Raw genomic sequence first — 11666 nt, 5'->3', positions numbered from 1 at the left:
GTGCGGACGGGATAAATGCTGAAAGCATCTAAGCATGAAGCCCCCTCCAAGATGAGATTTCCCTTTGAGTAATCAAGAAAGACCCCTCAGAGACGATGAGGTAGATAGGTCACGGGTGGAAGCATGGCGACATGTGGAGCTGAGTGATACTAATCGGTCGAGGCCTTGTTCTAGCAGATGCTTGTTGATGACTTCAGTTTTGAGGGCGCGAGCCCGTCGTCTGGTGACGATAGCCAAGTGGTCACACCCGTTCCCATGCCGAACACGGAAGTTAAGCACTTGAACGCCGAAAGTAGTTGGGGGCTTCCCCCTGTGAGGATAGGACGTTGCCAGGCACTTGACCGATCTGCAGATTGCAGGTCGGTCTTTTTGTGTAATCCTTTTAGATAAGAAAGAAATAAAAAAACTGACGAATGGGCGTCAATCCGCCATCACGTCAGTTTAAGCGAAGCATCTAGATTAAAAAGAAGGGATTGTGCTAAGAAGACGAGGCGTGACTTGGCGTAAGAGCGCTGCAGCACGTGCTTCAAGAGGTGTTGGTAATTGATTCAGGGAGAAATACTGTAAGTCGAGACTCTCTCCGTCCGTCATTTGTAAGGTACCCGATACGTCTTTTGCTTGAAAGAGATGGATCACACTGTAGGTTTGATCGCCATTTGGATAACGGAAGAAGTAATCAGGACCCGAGAAGACGTCTAGCAGCTGAACGCTGCGTGCTTGAAGTCCGGTTTCTTCCTGCAACTCGCGCATCGCAACTTCTTCAAGTGTCTCACCTGGTTCCATCGAACCACCGGGGAGTCCCCAACTGTGTGTATCCGAACGATATTGAAATAGCAGTTCATGTTGTGAATTCATGACGAGTACGGTCGGCCCCCACGCTGATCAACGGTCGGTTGCCTACGATCTTTCGTAAATTTAATAAGTATCCCATCTGCTCACTCCTTTCGTATCAGTATAGAAGAATATTCATTATGACAGTTAGTAAAAAGAAATAAGGCAAAAAGACTTGCCAATTTAAAAGACGCATGTTATATTAATATCTGTCGAAACGTTATATCATCGCGGGGTGGAGCAGTCTGGTAGCTCGTTGGGCTCATAACCCAAAGGTCGTCGGTTCAAATCCGGCCCCCGCAACCAATTTTTAAATAATCAAATCCGAAACGTTTATCGTCGCGGGGTGGAGCAGTCTGGTAGCTCGTTGGGCTCATAACCCAAAGGTCGTCGGTTCAAATCCGGCCCCCGCAACCAATTTTAAACTTAACTTCAACTTTACTACGAAACGTTCAGCGTTTCGTATTTTTTTTTGCCTTTTTCGTTCGGTACAATAGAGAAGGACGAACAGTACGTATTAAAGGAGGAGACATCGTATGATAGAACTGGAAATGAACAGCTTGGAAGAAACGACTGCCTTGGCCCTTGAACTCGGACGACGTGCTGAAGCGGGAATGGTCATTACGCTCGATGGGGATTTAGGTGCTGGGAAAACGACCTTTACGCAAAGCTTTGCGAAAGGGTTAGGTGTGACGCGTCATGTCAACAGCCCTACCTTTACGATCATGAAAGTCTATACGGGACGTCTTCCTCTTTATCACATGGATGTCTATCGCTTGGAAGGTTCCGGTGATGATATCGGACTTGAAGAATATTTGAACGGTGAAGGCGTCGCCGTCGTCGAGTGGTCTGAATTGATTGCGGAGAGTCTTCCACCTGAACGATTGGCAATCACGATCACACGAACGGGTGATGATAGCCGTCGTTTTGAGCTGACGCCGATCGGAGAACGATACATTATATTATGTGAGGGATTGAAATCATGAAAATCGTAGCTATTGATACATCGACGAAACAATTATCGGTCGCTCTTTCAGACGGGAAACAGATTGTAGCAGAAGCTTCTTACGTCACGTCTTTGAATCATGCGACGAAACTCATGCCGTTGCTTGAGCGCTTGATGGTGGAAGCAAAATGGACACCGGCTCAACTGACACGTGTCGTCGTTGCTGACGGTCCTGGTTCTTATACCGGATTACGGATTGGAGCGACGACAGCGAAGACACTCGCTTATACACTGGGCATCGAGCTTGTTGCCATCTCGACACTTGAACTGATGGCGGCTTCGACAGGTCATACGGGACGTGTCGCAGCAATTCAAGATGCGCGGCGTGGAGCAGGGTTTGTCGGAGTGTACGACGCCGGGAAACGAATTGGTGAAGAACAGCATGTCGAGATATCTTCTTTTGTGAAGACGTTACCGCCAGATACGCTCGTCACAGGAGACGTCGATGCGTTCGAAGAGATCCTTCAGCCATTTGAAAAGGCGGCTCCTGCTTTCCGGACGCCACGTGCCGGCGTACTCGCTTTACTCGGTGCAACACGCCAGACGGTCGAAGCGCACGCGTTCGAACCACGATACCTGCGTCTAGCTGAAGCAGAGGCGAAATGGATCGAGGCACAGCGTCATGAGTAAGGGCATTCGTCGGATGACCGTACAGGACGCTGCAGGTGTTCATGCGGTTGAACTCGAATCGTTTGCGACACCGTGGACGCTAGATGCCTTCGAAGCGGAAATGACACAAAATCCGAATGCCTATTATGTCGTTGCCGATCAAGATGGTATCGTCGGGTTTGCTGGTCTGTGGCATATTGCGGATGAAGGACATATTACGAATATTGCCGTCAAGCAGTCGCATCGCGGACAAGGACTCGGAGAAGATCTGCTAACGGCATTGATCGCCGTCGGTCGTGCGCTTGATTTGCGGGCGATGACGCTCGAAGTACGTGTCTCGAACACACCAGCGCGGACTTTATATGAAAAACTCGGATTTCAGTATGTTGGTGTCCGAAAACGATATTATCAAGATAACAATGAAGATGCTGCCATCTACTGGCTGGAGCTGGAGGGAGAAGACCTATGACACAACCATTGATTCTAGCAATCGAATCGAGTTGCGACGAAACGGCGGCTGCCGTCGTCCGTGGAGGAACCGACGTCTTATCGAACGTCGTCTCGTCTCAAATCGAAAGTCATAAACGATTCGGTGGCGTCGTGCCTGAAGTGGCTTCACGGCATCACGTCGAACGGATCACATACGTCATTGATGACGCCTTGACGGAAGCGAACGTCACGATGGACGATATCGATGCGATCGCCGTCACGGAAGGACCTGGACTTGTCGGAGCATTACTCGTTGGTGTCAGCGCAGCGAAGGCACTCGCCTTTGCGCACGATAAACCATTGATTGGTGTCCATCACATCGCAGGTCATATCTATGCGAATCGACTCGTGCAAGAGCTTGAGTTCCCGCTCGTCTGTTTGATCGCATCAGGGGGGCATACGGAACTGATCTACATGCCGGAAGACGGTGTATATGAAGTCATCGGTGAAACGCGGGATGATGCAGCGGGAGAAGCCTATGATAAAGTTGCTCGGACGTTGAAATTGCCGTACCCGGGTGGTCCACGAATCGACCAGTTGGCACAGACGGGTCAGGATACGTTCCATTTTCCACGTGTCTGGCTCGAAAAGGATTCGTATGACTTTAGCTTCAGCGGTTTGAAGTCAGCAGTCATCAATGCCGTTCATAACGCCGAACAACGGGGAGAAACGATCATCCCGGAAGATTTAGCTGCGAGTTTCCAAGCGAGCGTCGTCGAGGTACTCGTGACGAAGGCGGTCCGTGCCGTGAAGGATAAAGGGGGACGTCAATTACTGCTTGCTGGTGGCGTCGCTGCCAACAAAGGATTACGCCAAGGTCTCGAAGCAGCGTGTGCGAAGGAAGGAATCGATCTCGTCATTCCGCCGATGCACCTGTGTGGAGACAATGCAGCGATGATCGGAGCGGCTGCGATTCATCCGTATCGCGCGTTACGCTATTCGACACTTGCCATGAACGCAGAACCTGGGCTAGATTTAAAGTAAGGAATCCGAACAACTTGGGGGAAATGGAATGAAAAAAGTCATCATCGCATTGTTAGCGGTACTGGTCATCGTCGCGATCGGACTTCAGATCCGAGAAATCGTCAACGCATACCAAGTCGCCTATAAGGAAGAACTCGTACCCGATAAAAAAGCGGTCGAGACGAATACGAAACAACGTCCACTTTACGAAATCGGACGAGCAGAAGGGGAAAAGACCCGGATTCAAAAGTTATATGCTTTTGATCAGACAGTCAATGGTAAGCTCAGTAACGTCGTCATCGTCGATCGGAAGTATGGTTTAACGAACAAGGCGAGTGATGATTATTTCATGATTGCTTCCGGAACACCAGTGACGGATCAAGAAAAGAAGTCATTCGAACCAATGATTCAAAAGATGGATGCAGAACAAGTCCAAGCCGAGGTCATCTCAAAGCATGAGGTGACGGCTGTCGAGAACAATAAAAAACGGACGTTGACGTTATTTAAGGTCTTCTATAAGGATACGGATCAAAACGAATACCTCTTCTTCATCGAAAAAGAAGGCGGTCTGAAACTCGATCTATTCAAGAAGGGTTACTCACGTTTGTCTAATTACTAAATCCATGAAAACAGCGGATTCCTAAATAGGAGTCCGCTGTTGTTCGTTCATTGCCATTCAGTGATACCCGTCAAGTCATCATAGATGCGATCGGGATCGAGATTCAATTCCTCAACCGGAAGTCCATTTCGATTGATCCATGCCGTTTTGAAGCCGAAACTCTTCGCCCCGGTGATATCCCAACCGTTCGAGGACATGAAGAGGATCTCCTCGCGTTTTAGACCGAGCGTGTTTAAGGCATGCATATAGGATGCAGGTGCTGGCTTATACTGCTTGATATCATCGACACTGACGAGATGTTCGAACCGATCGGCTAAGCCTGACTGCTCAATGAGCGGATCGAGCATATCATGGGAACCATTCGAGAAGACGACCAGACGCTTGTCCGCCATCGTCTCGAGAACGGAGCTGACTTCAGGATATACATCAAGCGTCAAGTACGTCTCCATTAAGGTCGTGATTTGTTCCTCGGTCACATGGAGCTTCAGTTCGAGTAACGTATAGCGGAGGGCATCTTGTGTCACTTGGCTGAACGGCGCATACTGTCCGTTCAATTGTCGGAGGAAAGAGTACTCCAGTTGTTTCTCCCGCCAGCGTTTACTGATTGCCTCTCCGTGACCCGGGTAAAGTTCTTCGGCTTGTTCTTTGACGGAATGGACATCGAATAATGTACCGTAGACGTCAAAGACGAGTGCTTGAATCGTCATAAAACATTCATCTCACTTTCATAGAGTCTGTTTTAACGATTCCCTTACAGTACGGATTCAAACGACACTCAAGAATGAACCTGTTGTAAAAAGCGATGAAACGTTTGCACGAATGCGCGGCAAGCGGCCTGTTTCTCCGGGGTGTTCGGATCAAATTCGATCTTCATGCCATCCGTGACGATGGTCGCCCCAGCTTCTTTTAATGCGTCTTCGATCAAATCAACGGCTGCGCAGTACTTCGGATAATCAAGATCCCCCGAACCAAAAGCCGCCGCCGGTATCCCTTGTAAGGATTGTTCCCGGAGCTCCTCGACAAAATCTTCTGCTTCATACGGTAAATCACCGTCTCCCCATGTATATGAGCCGAGTAATAGACCATCAAAACGTGATAGATCCTCCCCGACGAATTGATCTAGTTCCGTGATTGTCACGGTGACATCGTGTTGCTCGAGTTCATGTTGAATGAGCGAGACGATATCTTCCGTATTACCGGACATGCTGACGAATCCAATCGCGATATGCATGTATCTTCCTCCTTTCACTGTACTTCTCTACTTTAATTGATAATGATTATCAATGTTAAAGGACATATAAAAAAGCACCTTCCGAAGAAGATGCTTTTCTATACATTAGTCTTGTAGTTCGGCCCATTCCTCAATGGAACGAATGACCGGTTCGAGTTGGCGCCCTTTGTCGGTCAAACTGTATTGAATCTTAATCGGACGATCGGGAATGACAGTCCGGATGACGATGCCTTCCGCTTCGAGCTCCTTCATACGTTCCGTGAGCATACGACCTGATAATTCGGGAATGGCATCTTGAATCTCATTGAAACGACATGTCTTCGTCAACAAGTGACGTAAGATCAGACCCGTCCATTTCTTACCTAAGATTTCAAAGGCATGTTCGACTTTGGGACAAAGAGCCGGTTGGATTGCGACTTCTTCCATCAGCACTCATCCTTTCTATAGTTGTAGTATACCCGCTTCTGCTAAAAAAATCGAATCATTTTACTTAATGTAACAAAAAGAACTAAAACAAATCTATTTACTTTTAGTAAGTGATAAGATATAGTCTGTTTATTGAGTTACTTAAAGTAACTAAAATACATTAGGTAAAAGGAGAAGAGAGAAATGATGGATACAGGACTTTTAATTATTCGTTTAATCATCGGCTTAACGTTCGCTGCACACGGGACACAAAAATTATTTGGTTGGTTCGGCGGACACGGAATCGCTGGAACAGGCGGTTGGTTCGAATCAATCGGCATGAAGCCAGGGAAGGCACTCGCGATTACAGCAGGTCTTGCTGAATTGATCGGCGGCTTGTTGTTTGCAGGAGGCGTATTCCTCTGGATCGCAGCACTCCTCATCATCGGATCGATGCTTGTCGCGATCGTTAAAGTACACGGTGCGAATGGTTACTGGGTGACGCAGAACGGGTACGAATACAACATGGCATTGATCGTCATCGCGCTTGGTGTAGCGATGATCGGTGCTGGAGACTATTCACTCGCTGCACTCATCGGGTGAAGAAAAAGGTGGGTCATTCATGAAGTTCGAGGCATCAACGCTTAGCGCAAAAGACAATTATAAATTACTGATCGGAAGCATCATTCCGCGTCCGATTGCTTTCGTGACAACGCAAGGAGAAGACGGGACGGTCAACGCCGCACCGTTTTCCTTCTTTACGGTCGCTTCAAGCAGTCCGCCGCAACTGGTGATCGCCGTACAACGGACGGATCAGGGGCAGAAGGATACGGCACGTAACATCTTGGCGAAACAAAGTTATGTCATCCATATCGTCAGCGAAGAGATCGTCGACGCAGTCAATGAGACAGCAGCGCCACTTGCTTACGGTGAAAGTGAGCTTGAGCGGACGGATTTGACGCTCGTCGATAGTGACGCGATCGAAGTACCCGGAATCGCGGAAGCGAAAATCCGCTTCGAGATGCGCTTGACGCAACACGTCGAGCTAGAAGGTGCCGATCTTCTGATTGGGGAAGTACTGCGTTATCACGTCGCGGATGAACTCGTCGATTCGTTCCGGATTGACGCAGCAGGCTTGAAGGCTGTCGCTCGTTTAGCAGGGAATGATTATGCGACGATCGGGAAGACGTTTACGATTGCCCGACCGACAAAATGATAGAAGCGTGAATGCTTGATTCATCGTACGATTCGTTTTGATTCAAACGAAAAGGAGTGGAGAGACCGGTCTAGCTACCGGAATCTCCACTCCTTTTTCTCATGTCGTTCATCTGATTCATCGATCGGACTTCAAGGTTGCGGATCGATTTCGTTTGAAGAGGCTTCAAGACCATGACGTTTACTGTACTGATAGCCATCGAGCAAATAAAAGACGATTGCGAGTGCCCAAATGCCGACACAGCTGATCAAGAAAGCGGTGAGCGGTGAGACACTACCGTAATACGATAGGATCAACGGGTCATTGAGTTCGACGAATAGCTGTGTCGTCAGGAGCGTACAGCATAATCCCGAGAGTAAACTGACGAAAAGACCGCTCCATGTCTGGATGACGAGACCGATCATACAAGAAATCAGGAGGAACAAAGGAAGCGCGGCATTAAAAGCATCCGGCCGGATGAAGGTCGACACGTAGTCCGCATACATCGGTACGAAATAAAGGATGCCGGATAGCAGTCCTTGAATCAAGTTAATGAAAAAGCTTTTCGTCCGCATCAGTGTTGGTTCTCCCATCGTTCCATCAATTCGAGTAGATCGACATCAATTTGGTCACGTTCTGCTGAAAGAGCTGTCGCTTTTGGAATATCATTGAAGACTTCCGGTTCACAGAGTAATTGTTCAATTTCTGCCGAACGCTGTTCGAGCCGCTCGATGTCTTGTTCGAGTTGCTCGATCTGCTGACGGCGCTTGCGTTCTTCTTTCTGTGCTTCCTTGTCGATCGTCTTCGACGCCGTGACCTTTGCGGCTTTTGCTTCCTCGGCTTCAAGACGCGCAATCTCTTCTTGCTCCGCCTTCTTCTCCGTGTAGTACGAATAATCACCGAGGTATTCCGTCACGCCGGCTTCACTCATCTCGATGACGCGGGTCGCGATCCGGTCAATGAAGTAACGGTCGTGGGAGACGAATAGCAGCGTACCTTCGTAGTCGACGAGCGCGTTTTCAAGGACCATCTTCGAATCCAGATCCAAGTGGTTCGTCGGCTCATCGAGGACGAGGACGTTCGTCTTCCGGAGTTTCAGTTTCGCGAGCGCGAGACGTCCGCGTTCACCACCGGATAACTCATGGACGATCTTGAAGACATCGTCACCGCTAAACAAGAATTGCCCGAGGACAGACCGGACTTCTTGTTCACGCATCAGTGGCCATTCGTTCCAAATCTCATCGATGACACGGTTCCGATCATTGAGTTCCGCCTGCTCTTGATCGTAATAGCCGATCGAGACGCCGGTTCCGAAACGGAAATCACCGAAGAGGGGGCGTAAGCGACCGACGAGGACTTTTAGAAGCGTCGACTTTCCGATTCCATTTGGTCCGACGAGTGCCAGCGATTCACCGCGTTGCAAGCGGAAGGTGATGTCTTTTGAGACAGCTTCTTCGTAACCGATCGCCAGTTGATTGACTTGAAGAACGTCATTCCCGCTCTGTTTTTCAATCGGGAAGGACAGGACCGTGCTACGCTCATCTCCATCTGGACGATCGAGTCGGTCGACCTTTTCGAGCCGTTTCCGGACACTTTGGGCACGTTTTGTCGTCGTCGCCCGGGCGATGTTCCGTTGAATGAAGTCCTGCATCTTCGCGATTTCTTCTTGCTGCTGTTCAAACTGCTTCATTTCCTGATCGTACAAGGCCGCTTTTTGCTCCAAGTACTTCGTATAGTTCCCCGTGAACTTACGACAGACATTGCGCGACAGTTCGTAGACGACATTGACGACTTGGTCGAGGAAGTACCGGTCGTGCGAGACGATCAGGACGGCACCACGATAACCACCGAGGTAACTTTCGAGCCACGCGAGCGTATCGATATCGAGGTGGTTGGTCGGCTCATCGAGAATGAGGAGCTCTGGTGCTTGCAGGAGCATCTTTGCTAAGGCAAGCCGTGTCCGTTGACCACCGGATAATGTCTGAATCCGGCGCGAGTAATCATCCGGATAAAAGCGCATGCCGTGCAAAACGGAGCGGATATTTGCTTCGAACTGATAACCACCCGCTTCTGAGAAGTCGTGTTGCGCTTGATCGTATGTCTTCAAGAGACGATCGTAAGCGACCGGGTCGTTCAAGATATGCTCCATGCCCATTTCGATTTCCATCCGGCGCAATGTCCGTTCTTGTTCTTGGAGATGTTCAAAGACGGTCAGCATCTCGTTCCAGATCGTCTCGTTCGATTCGAGACCACTGTCTTGCGCGAGATAACCGATTTTGACATCCTTGCCTTTCATGATGTCGCCCGAGTCATGACTGAGTTCGCCAGCAATGATTTTGAGCAAGGTCGATTTACCGGCACCGTTTCGTCCGACGAGCGCAATCCGATCGCGCTCTTGTACTTCCAATTTGATATTTTCTAAAATCGGCTCGACGCCGAATGATTTCGAGAGTTGGTTGACTTGTAAGAGTATCATTTCCATCCATCCTTCCACCTTTTAGTCTATCACGAACAAAAGCGCGAGGTCCTGCGGAATATATTATTTGTGACTCTATGTGAAGTGGTTTACAATCAAGGAGAGTAGAAAGCTTTTTGCAAAGATTTGGGTGCCACGATGGATGTGGCCGAAGGGGGAACTGCAGGATGAATGGACCAGACACAAAAATTCCACAAGCGACAGCAAAACGGTTGCCGCTATATTATCGCTTCATCCAAAGTTTATACAATTCAGGCAAGCTCCGCGTCTCTTCTGCTGAGTTAAGCGAGGCGGTGAAGGTTGATTCAGCAACGATTCGTCGCGATTTTTCCTACTTTGGGGCATTAGGGAAGAAGGGGTATGGATATAACGTTCAACATCTCTTAACGTTTTTCCGCAAAACCTTGAATCAAGATGAGGTGACGAATGTTGCCTTAATCGGGGTCGGTCATCTCGGAACAGCGTTTGCAAATTATAACTTTTTAAAGAATAATAGTACTCGGATAGTCGTTGCGTTTGATGCGGACGAAGAGAAGGTCGGAACAACGACGCATGACGTTCCAATCTATCATGTTTCGGACATGAAAGAACAAATCGAAGCGAATCAGGTCGATGTTGCCATCTTGACGGTTCCATCCCAGTTCGCGCAGTCAGTAGCGGATGAGTTAGTCGAGTATGGTGTGACAGGCATCCTGAACTTTACGCCAGCGCGGTTGAACGTGCCAGCGAGCGTCCGGGTCCATCACATTGATTTATCGATCGAGTTGCAGTCGTTAGTTTATTTCATGAAGCATTATTCGCAATCAGCTGAAGGAGTGAAATCATAATGGAAAACCTTATTCCGCTCACACTAGGTATCGGACCTGCGAGCATCGGATTAATCGCGGTCGTCGCGTTGATCATCTTTGGACCGAAGAAGTTACCAGAATTCGGACGTGCTGCTGGTCAGACATTGAAAGAGTTCAAGAATGCCACGAACGGCATCATGGACGACGATAAAAAGGACGAACCGAAAGAGAAGTGATTGAATCATGACGGTTGATCAAGAGCAAAGCATGACGTCGCACCTTGACGAACTCCGAAAGCGGATCGTCTGGTCGCTTATCATCGTCGTCGTCCTGTTCGCTGTCGCATTTCCGCTCGTCCGACCGCTCGTCCGCTTCTTGCAAGCAGACTTAAAAGAGCTCGGTATCGGTTTGAATGCCTTCAACGTCGCCGATCCTTTAATGTTGTATTTGAATCTTGCGTTCATTATTGCGCTGATTTTAGCGTCACCGTTCTGGATGTATCAACTCTGGGCATTCGTCCGACCAGGACTTTATGACAAGGAGCAAAAAGCGACATTGACGTATATTCCGGTCATCTTCTTTCTGTTTTTGGCTGGCGTAGCCTTCTCGTATTTCTGGTTGCTTCCCTTCTTGCTTGAAGTCTCAACGGATCTCGGGAAAGAGCTCGGAATCGAACAAGTCATCGGAGTGGAGAACTACTTCAGTTTCTTAATCCGGTTGACGATGCCGTTCGGTCTTCTTTTCCAATTGCCGGTCGTGACGATGTTCCTGACACGTCTGGGTCTCGTGACGCCATATTTCATGCGAAAGAATCGGAAATATGCGTACTTTGCGCTGTTCGTCGTTGCGGCATTGATCGCACCGCCGGACGTGACGTCACACTTGATGATCTCGGTGCCATTGTTCGTTCTCTATGAGATCAGCATCTTGATTTCTGCGCGAACGTACAAAAAAGTCTTGATCCTCGAGCAACAGGCAGAGCTTGAACGACAGGCGGATTTGATGCGTGAATTGAATAAATGAATCGTGAATTCCTTCCGACGATTTTTGGAAG

15 protein-coding genes, 2 tRNA genes, 2 rRNA genes and 1 pseudogene are annotated in these 11666 nt (G+C 48.8%); 14 read left to right on the top strand and 6 right to left on the bottom strand.

Going from position 1 to position 11666, the window contains the following annotated elements; genetic code table 11:
* Nucleotides 1-173 (top strand): 23S ribosomal RNA (locus KNQ09_RS11625); the annotation flags it as partial.
* 46 nt (nucleotides 174-219) lie between these two features.
* Nucleotides 220-335, top strand: a 5S ribosomal RNA gene (gene rrf, locus KNQ09_RS11620).
* Between the two features lie 124 nt (nucleotides 336-459).
* Here the strand turns inward: rrf and KNQ09_RS11615 are convergent.
* A pseudogene (locus tag KNQ09_RS11615) lies at nucleotides 460-931 on the bottom strand (NUDIX hydrolase).
* A gap of 129 nt (nucleotides 932-1060) precedes the next feature.
* Between KNQ09_RS11615 and KNQ09_RS11610 the strand changes: the two are divergent.
* The 7 genes from KNQ09_RS11610 (at nucleotide 1061) to KNQ09_RS11580 (ending at nucleotide 4517) form a co-directional block, all read left to right on the top strand.
* Nucleotides 1061-1137, top strand: a tRNA-Met gene (locus KNQ09_RS11610).
* Nucleotides 1138-1171: 34 nt separating this feature from the next.
* Nucleotides 1172-1248, top strand: a tRNA-Met gene (locus tag KNQ09_RS11605).
* A gap of 119 nt (nucleotides 1249-1367) precedes the next feature.
* Nucleotides 1368-1817: a tRNA (adenosine(37)-N6)-threonylcarbamoyltransferase complex ATPase subunit type 1 TsaE gene (gene tsaE / locus KNQ09_RS11600; RefSeq protein ID WP_214858524.1), complete on the top strand. Its 450-nt coding sequence runs from the start codon at nucleotides 1368-1370 to the stop codon at nucleotides 1815-1817.
* A complete protein-coding gene (tsaB, locus tag KNQ09_RS11595) occupies nucleotides 1814-2467 on the top strand; it encodes a tRNA (adenosine(37)-N6)-threonylcarbamoyltransferase complex dimerization subunit type 1 TsaB (protein ID WP_214858522.1) in 654 nt (217 codons plus the stop codon). The genes tsaE and tsaB overlap by 4 nt, the downstream gene beginning before the upstream one ends.
* Nucleotides 2460-2915 carry a ribosomal protein S18-alanine N-acetyltransferase gene (gene rimI / locus KNQ09_RS11590; protein WP_023469614.1) on the top strand — a complete coding sequence of 152 codons (456 nt, stop codon included), beginning with the start codon at nucleotides 2460-2462 and terminating at the stop codon, nucleotides 2913-2915. Before tsaB ends, rimI begins: the two co-directional genes overlap by 8 nt.
* Nucleotides 2912-3919 (top strand): tRNA (adenosine(37)-N6)-threonylcarbamoyltransferase complex transferase subunit TsaD, encoded by a 1008-nt coding sequence (gene tsaD / locus KNQ09_RS11585; RefSeq protein WP_214858521.1) that lies wholly within the window; start codon nucleotides 2912-2914, stop codon nucleotides 3917-3919. Before rimI ends, tsaD begins: the two co-directional genes overlap by 4 nt.
* A gap of 28 nt (nucleotides 3920-3947) precedes the next feature.
* Nucleotides 3948-4517, top strand: a complete 570-nt coding sequence (locus KNQ09_RS11580; RefSeq protein ID WP_058704191.1) for a hypothetical protein — start codon at nucleotides 3948-3950, stop codon at nucleotides 4515-4517.
* 47 nt (nucleotides 4518-4564) lie between these two features.
* Here the strand turns inward: KNQ09_RS11580 and KNQ09_RS11575 are convergent, their stop codons facing one another.
* The 3 genes from KNQ09_RS11575 to KNQ09_RS11565 all read right to left on the bottom strand — a co-directional run bounded on the left by KNQ09_RS11575 (nucleotide 4565) and on the right by KNQ09_RS11565 (nucleotide 6174).
* Nucleotides 4565-5224, bottom strand: coding sequence for a haloacid dehalogenase type II (locus KNQ09_RS11575; protein WP_214858520.1), 660 nt, complete (start codon nucleotides 5222-5224; stop codon nucleotides 4565-4567).
* 68 nt (nucleotides 5225-5292) lie between these two features.
* The gene (locus KNQ09_RS11570) at nucleotides 5293-5748 is read right to left on the bottom strand and encodes a flavodoxin (protein ID WP_214858518.1); all 456 of its coding nucleotides are present in this window, start codon (nucleotides 5746-5748) and stop codon (nucleotides 5293-5295) included.
* A 105-nt stretch (nucleotides 5749-5853) separates the two neighbouring features.
* Nucleotides 5854-6174: a winged helix-turn-helix transcriptional regulator gene (locus KNQ09_RS11565; protein ID WP_023469609.1), complete on the bottom strand. Its 321-nt coding sequence runs from the start codon at nucleotides 6172-6174 to the stop codon at nucleotides 5854-5856.
* A 183-nt stretch (nucleotides 6175-6357) separates the two neighbouring features.
* On the opposite strand from KNQ09_RS11565, the gene KNQ09_RS11560 reads away from it, so the two are divergent.
* Together KNQ09_RS11560 and KNQ09_RS11555 are read left to right on the top strand one after the other, a co-directional pair.
* A complete protein-coding gene (locus tag KNQ09_RS11560; protein ID WP_023469608.1) occupies nucleotides 6358-6756 on the top strand; it encodes a DoxX family protein in 399 nt (132 codons plus the stop codon).
* A 19-nt stretch (nucleotides 6757-6775) separates the two neighbouring features.
* Entirely contained in the window at nucleotides 6776-7369 is a 594-nt protein-coding gene (locus KNQ09_RS11555; protein ID WP_064299192.1) for a flavin reductase family protein, read from the top strand.
* Between the two features lie 131 nt (nucleotides 7370-7500).
* Here KNQ09_RS11555 and KNQ09_RS11550 read toward each other — a convergent pair whose 3' ends face one another.
* Complete coding sequence (locus KNQ09_RS11550) at nucleotides 7501-7941, bottom strand: hypothetical protein (RefSeq protein ID WP_167507594.1); 441 nt, start codon at nucleotides 7939-7941, stop codon at nucleotides 7501-7503.
* Nucleotides 7923-9824, bottom strand: a complete 1902-nt coding sequence (locus KNQ09_RS11545; protein WP_029342826.1) for an ATP-binding cassette domain-containing protein — start codon at nucleotides 9822-9824, stop codon at nucleotides 7923-7925. The genes KNQ09_RS11550 and KNQ09_RS11545 overlap by 19 nt, the downstream gene beginning before the upstream one ends.
* Nucleotides 9825-9991: 167 nt before the next feature.
* Between KNQ09_RS11545 and KNQ09_RS11540 the strand changes: the two genes are divergently transcribed.
* Genes KNQ09_RS11540 through tatC form a run of 3 tightly spaced genes read left to right on the top strand, consistent with a single transcriptional unit; the run spans nucleotide 9992 to nucleotide 11635 of the window.
* On the top strand, nucleotides 9992-10651 hold the full coding sequence (locus KNQ09_RS11540; protein WP_023469604.1) for a redox-sensing transcriptional repressor Rex: 660 nt from the start codon (nucleotides 9992-9994) through the stop codon (nucleotides 10649-10651).
* Nucleotides 10651-10848, top strand: a complete 198-nt coding sequence (locus KNQ09_RS11535) for a twin-arginine translocase TatA/TatE family subunit (protein ID WP_029342825.1) — start codon at nucleotides 10651-10653, stop codon at nucleotides 10846-10848. Before KNQ09_RS11540 ends, KNQ09_RS11535 begins: the two co-directional genes overlap by 1 nt.
* Nucleotides 10849-10855: 7 nt before the next feature.
* A complete protein-coding gene (gene tatC / locus KNQ09_RS11530) occupies nucleotides 10856-11635 on the top strand; it encodes a twin-arginine translocase subunit TatC (RefSeq protein WP_029342824.1) in 780 nt (259 codons plus the stop codon).
* The last annotated feature ends 31 nt before the right edge of the window (nucleotides 11636-11666 follow it).

The sequence above is a fragment of the Exiguobacterium sp. s191 genome, assembly GCF_018618955.1.
Taxonomy (GTDB): Bacteria; Bacillota; Bacilli; order Exiguobacteriales; family Exiguobacteriaceae; genus Exiguobacterium_A; species Exiguobacterium_A abrahamii.
Note: the sequence above shows the minus strand (reverse complement) of the source record. Positions and strands in the feature narration are given on the sequence as shown.

Excerpts from the sequence above, each read along its gene's own strand:
- tsaE (WP_214858524.1), top strand. The coding sequence starts at position 1,368 with ATGATAGAACTGGAAATGAACAGCTTGGAAGAAACGACTGCCTTGGCC.
- tsaB (WP_214858522.1), top strand. The coding sequence starts at position 1,814 with ATGAAAATCGTAGCTATTGATACATCGACGAAACAATTATCGGTCGCT.
- rimI (WP_023469614.1), top strand. The coding sequence starts at position 2,460 with ATGAGTAAGGGCATTCGTCGGATGACCGTACAGGACGCTGCAGGTGTT.
- tsaD (WP_214858521.1), top strand. The coding sequence starts at position 2,912 with ATGACACAACCATTGATTCTAGCAATCGAATCGAGTTGCGACGAAACG.
- KNQ09_RS11580 (WP_058704191.1), top strand. The coding sequence starts at position 3,948 with ATGAAAAAAGTCATCATCGCATTGTTAGCGGTACTGGTCATCGTCGCG.
- KNQ09_RS11575 (WP_214858520.1), bottom strand. The coding sequence starts at position 5,224 with ATGACGATTCAAGCACTCGTCTTTGACGTCTACGGTACATTATTCGAT.
- KNQ09_RS11570 (WP_214858518.1), bottom strand. The coding sequence starts at position 5,748 with ATGCATATCGCGATTGGATTCGTCAGCATGTCCGGTAATACGGAAGAT.
- KNQ09_RS11565 (WP_023469609.1), bottom strand. The coding sequence starts at position 6,174 with ATGGAAGAAGTCGCAATCCAACCGGCTCTTTGTCCCAAAGTCGAACAT.
- KNQ09_RS11560 (WP_023469608.1), top strand. The coding sequence starts at position 6,358 with ATGATGGATACAGGACTTTTAATTATTCGTTTAATCATCGGCTTAACG.
- KNQ09_RS11555 (WP_064299192.1), top strand. The coding sequence starts at position 6,776 with ATGAAGTTCGAGGCATCAACGCTTAGCGCAAAAGACAATTATAAATTA.
- KNQ09_RS11550 (WP_167507594.1), bottom strand. The coding sequence starts at position 7,941 with ATGGGAGAACCAACACTGATGCGGACGAAAAGCTTTTTCATTAACTTG.
- KNQ09_RS11545 (WP_029342826.1), bottom strand. The coding sequence starts at position 9,824 with ATGATACTCTTACAAGTCAACCAACTCTCGAAATCATTCGGCGTCGAG.
- KNQ09_RS11540 (WP_023469604.1), top strand. The coding sequence starts at position 9,992 with ATGAATGGACCAGACACAAAAATTCCACAAGCGACAGCAAAACGGTTG.
- KNQ09_RS11535 (WP_029342825.1), top strand. The coding sequence starts at position 10,651 with ATGGAAAACCTTATTCCGCTCACACTAGGTATCGGACCTGCGAGCATC.
- tatC (WP_029342824.1), top strand. The coding sequence starts at position 10,856 with ATGACGGTTGATCAAGAGCAAAGCATGACGTCGCACCTTGACGAACTC.